General features: G+C 55.0%; 4 protein-coding genes and 1 pseudogene. All 5 read right to left on the bottom strand.

What is annotated here, in order from left to right:
• Nucleotides 1-42: 42 nt before the first annotated feature.
• Nucleotides 43-228 carry a hypothetical protein gene (locus ACGYK9_RS19150; protein WP_394415268.1) on the bottom strand — a complete coding sequence of 62 codons (186 nt, stop codon included), beginning with the start codon at nt 226-228 and terminating at the stop codon, nt 43-45.
• 565 nt (nt 229-793) lie between these two features.
• Nucleotides 794-2,001 (bottom strand): IS3 family transposase gene (locus tag ACGYK9_RS19155; protein ID WP_394415265.1). Its coding sequence is split into 2 segments (ribosomal slippage): nt 794-1,677 and nt 1,677-2,001, totalling 1,209 coding nucleotides; the frame shifts between segments, so codons are not numbered across the junction.
• Nucleotides 2,002-2,129: 128 nt separating this feature from the next.
• Nucleotides 2,130-2,523: pseudogene (locus tag ACGYK9_RS19160) on the bottom strand (integrase core domain-containing protein); the annotation flags it as partial.
• A 3-nt stretch (nt 2,524-2,526) separates the two neighbouring features.
• Entirely contained in the window at nt 2,527-2,598 is a 72-nt protein-coding gene (locus ACGYK9_RS19165) for a hypothetical protein (protein ID WP_394415270.1), read from the bottom strand.
• 395 nt (nt 2,599-2,993) lie between these two features.
• Nucleotides 2,994-3,986: hypothetical protein (locus ACGYK9_RS19170; protein ID WP_394415262.1), on the bottom strand; the 993-nt coding region annotated here is incomplete at its 5' end.

Genomic DNA, 3,986 nt, shown 5'->3' on the forward strand with positions numbered 1-3,986 from the left:
GCTTTTTGTCGATGCTCATACGTGGGTCTCCTTATAGAGCAGTTACCACGCCAGAGCACAAAATTCAGGACAGTCCCTTTCAACGGGCACTTTAGAAGCCAAGCCACCCATCGTTTCCAGCAGGGCCTCGATCCCACCCGTCAAGAAAGCAGGCTCGCCCTCATACTCAAGCTCCATGGAGCCTACTTTGAGCTTTATCTTGGCCACATGTGACGTCGAATCAGTCATAAAAATACTCCTAAACATATAACAGCTATTGTTACCCTTACGGGTTGAATGGATCAATTTATTGTGTGCGGTCGACGAAAGCCTACAGCTTGTAGTGGGTGACGCAAGGCGAGCGAATGCATGGCGATGCAGTGTCAACTCGAGAGCTTCCGCGAACCCGTCCCACTGGATGCCGCCCGTGGCCCCCGGTAACCAGATTTTCGATACGAGCCGAGGCACATCTTGCAGATAGCGTTGTTTTGCGGCTCCAACGTTTCGGCGAGGCGCAATGCGTCATCGAGCGTAGGGCAGCCGTGCCAGTATCCGTTTTTAGCTTTGCCACTTAGCTTCCCCTCGCCGTTGTTGCGCAATGCCGCGATGATGGGGATTAAGGCTTGGCTGTAGCACTACGCTGCCCCAGGAATGAGCGTCCGCTTTAAGGATAAGGACCGATCATGACCGGATCAGGCTCGAATGTCAGGAGAGGGCCAGCCGCGCCTAAAGCTAGCGCGTGACCGCCGACTTTGCAAAGTTAGCTCTCTGCGCACCGTTGCCGTTCTGGACCGGCCCCCGTTTCACCGGACACCTAAGCGGTTTCGGTTGTGGCCTTGATGAACTCGCGAGGTGAGCGCCATCTTAGGCCGCTGTGTGGGTGGTTGTCGTTATAGTCCTCGATCCAGTCTCCTATCAAATTTAGAACGGTTTCTGCGTTGGGCAGTGGATTGACGCGCACGTAATCGCGCTTGAGCGTCTTTACGAAGGCTTCGGACATGCCGTTGGATTGCGGGCTGGCGACTGGTGTGAAGCATGACTTCAGGCCGAGCTGGCGTGCAAAGATGCGGGTTTCCTTTGCTGTGTAAGCGCTTCCATTGTCGGACAAGACTTCGACCATCTCTGGCGCGCGATAGCTGCCGAAGCGTTTCTCGACCGCTTCCAAAAGCATGTCACGCACATCCGAGCCGCTAATCCCGGCATTGGCAACGGCCCGCCAGGCGATGACCTCACGGTCATAAGCACCGAGCAGGAACGCCGCGCGGATAACGTCGCCATTCCAGCAGGTGAACTCCAGTCCGTCAGAACACCAACGCAAGTTCGACCGCATCATGATGACCTTGCCGTCATGGATACGTTCGGGCCGGTCGAAACCGGATCGCTCCAGGAGCAGGTTATTGGCCTTCATAATGCGATAGACGCGCTTATGATTTGCCGGGGCAAGGCCTTCTGCCTTGAGTTCCCGGTTCAGCACTGCACAGATCCGGCGGTAGCCGTAGATTGGGCGCTCCGCCACCAAACGCTCGATACGTGGCAAGAGCGCCGCGTCTTGAGCTTTATGATAGCTCCGACGCGGCTCCGTGCCTCCTCTCTGTCGTTCATGCAAGTTCGAACGGGATACACCTAACGTCTGTGCCACCGCCCTCATCGGGAACCGCCCGGTTTGAGCGACTGCGCAAGCAAGATCGGTTTTTTTGACCGGGACTTATCAAGCGCTTCCTTTAGGATCTCCACTTCCAGTGTTTTACGTCCCAGCTGGCGCTCAAGCTCCCGGACGCGGGCTTCCATCTCTCGGACAGCTTTATTGCTGGTCACGCTGTCATCCCCTGTCACGGCGACACTCCCTCCCTCGAGCATCAATCTACGCCAACGATACAACAGATTGGGGGCCACGCCATTGCGACGAGCAACGGCGGAAACGCTATCCCCGTCATATAGGTTCACTTCGACGATCCGCAGCATTTCCGCTGCAGACCAACGTCGACGACGACCGCCATCGGTGAGGACTTCTATCTCAGACATAAGCACGTGCTTATGGCTATCCCTGAGCCTCCTTGGTCAGCCCAGGGTGTCCGGTCGAAATGGGTGATCAGCCCCACCTAAGTGGTTCGGTTTGATTGTTAGTGCATGACCAGCCTCTGGTCCCTCGGGACGACTGTTTCCGGAGCTGGCGGGCGATAGCGCAGGGCGCTGTGTGGTCTATTTGTATTGTGGTGCTGCCTCCATTGTTCGAACAAGACCGGGGCCTCGCGCAGGGTGTAGAAGATTTCGCCATGGAGCAGCTCGTCTCGGAACCGGGCCTTGAAGCTCTCGCAGAATCCGTTCTTCCAGGGGGATCCCGGCTCGATGTAGGCCGTCTTGGAACCGACGGCAGCGATCCAGTCCCGGACCGCCTGCGCTACGAAATCCGGGCCGTTGTTTGACCTGGATGTAGGCCGGGACGCCCCGCATGATGAACAGGTCGCTCAGGGCGTCGATCACGTCACCAGCGTTCAGCTTGCGCTTCACCTTGATCGCCAGGCATTCCCGGCTGGGTTCATCCAGATCCTAAACGGCGCAACGCAGCCGCTCGGTCTCTTTCTGCAGCCGTTTTAGCTCCCTGAGTTGTTCGGTTCCCATCCCGCCGTATCGCTTGCGCCAGCGGTAGTAGGTCTACTCAGTGATGCGCACTTCGCAGATCGCATCCACGCGCTGCATCCCCTGACCGACCAGCACCTCAACCTGCCGTAACTTCGTTACAGTTTCATCGGGCTTGTGTCGCTTCGTTCCCATTCTGATCCTCTGTTTTCCTAAACATAACGGCGGACCACTTCAGTAGGGGAGGATCACTAACAATCGCGGACGTTTCTGAAGGTCTGGATCCGCTGAATACGAACCTCGCGCATCGCATCCGCGGGGGGGGGGGGGCTACCTAGAATTACGACAGAACATCGCCCCCTAAGTCCCTGCCTGTAAGGGGGGAGCGAACAATAGAGTCGGCGTTCGGTGGCTTTCCGCGAAAAGGCCGAGACTAGCTATCCAGTAAGGATTCCTGCTTTCAGCTCGTTTCTATACTTTTCTCGCTCATGCGTGAAAGATGCACTTATTTCTTCATCGCTAGCCAACAGTAGGCCAAGCGCACAGCTAGTGTCGCTGAGTAAGACCTGAACTTCAGTAGTGAGTTCCAACATGGTGTGAGTAATCTCTCTAAGTACTGCTGTTGGAAGTGGTTCCGAAAGGTGTCCATTGACATTAACGCGCCCGCCGCCCTGTACTGCCAAAGAGCAAAATGCTGCGAAATCCTTCAGGACAGCTTCCATTTCTTGGGACGTATAGTGCGCCTCGTCCGTCCTATTTAGCGCTCGCAAGTAAAGATCGACATTGCGATCTGTTCCTGGGTCTAGGTTCTCTAGCACCCATAGAACTTCTCTGAGAACGGAGCGACGCAAGAAGTCACTATCCTGGTGGATCAAGGAGCCGAAAAATTCAGCAGATAACTTCGCCCACTCTTCCTCCTCGAGGGGATCTTTACGGGCCGCCAGTTTTTCGAAGTGTCCATGGAATTTTAGCAACTCTGAGAACAAGGCAACACCGCTAGCAATCCTATTCTGTAATGCGAGCAGCTTCTCCAAGTGTAGCCAGTAAGTCTTGAAGTAATTTTCATCCCCCATGGCGCCCATAATCGGTCTTAGCGCGTATCGCATACCAACAGCTTCGTCGAGAATTGCCATGCCTCCATGCTTTACGGTATCAATCTGATCGCGTGCATTCTTGGCGACATCATAATTGATCCTTCCAGAGGCGCATAGCGCATGAGATGACTTCCGTACGGAGTGTATATTCTCAGAAATTTCGTGGGAATGGATTTTACTCAATCTATTAATAAATGAGACTAGCACTTCCGCCGCAGCTCCAGCAGCATCCTGCTGAATCTTGAATTTATCCCTCTTGATGGCTCTGTTGCACAAATCGTGTGAGGGATTCATCTCGTGAATCCAGCGTGGTAGCTGGGATGCATGAGCAGACCT

The sequence above is a fragment of the Sulfitobacter sp. 1A15258 genome (assembly GCF_043557045.1).
Lineage (GTDB): Bacteria > Pseudomonadota > Alphaproteobacteria > Rhodobacterales > Rhodobacteraceae > Sulfitobacter > Sulfitobacter faviae.

Coding starts and splice junctions, on each gene's coding strand:
- ACGYK9_RS19150 (WP_394415268.1), bottom strand. CDS start 228: ATGACTGATTCGACGTCACATGTGGCCAAGATAAAGCTCAAAGTAGGC.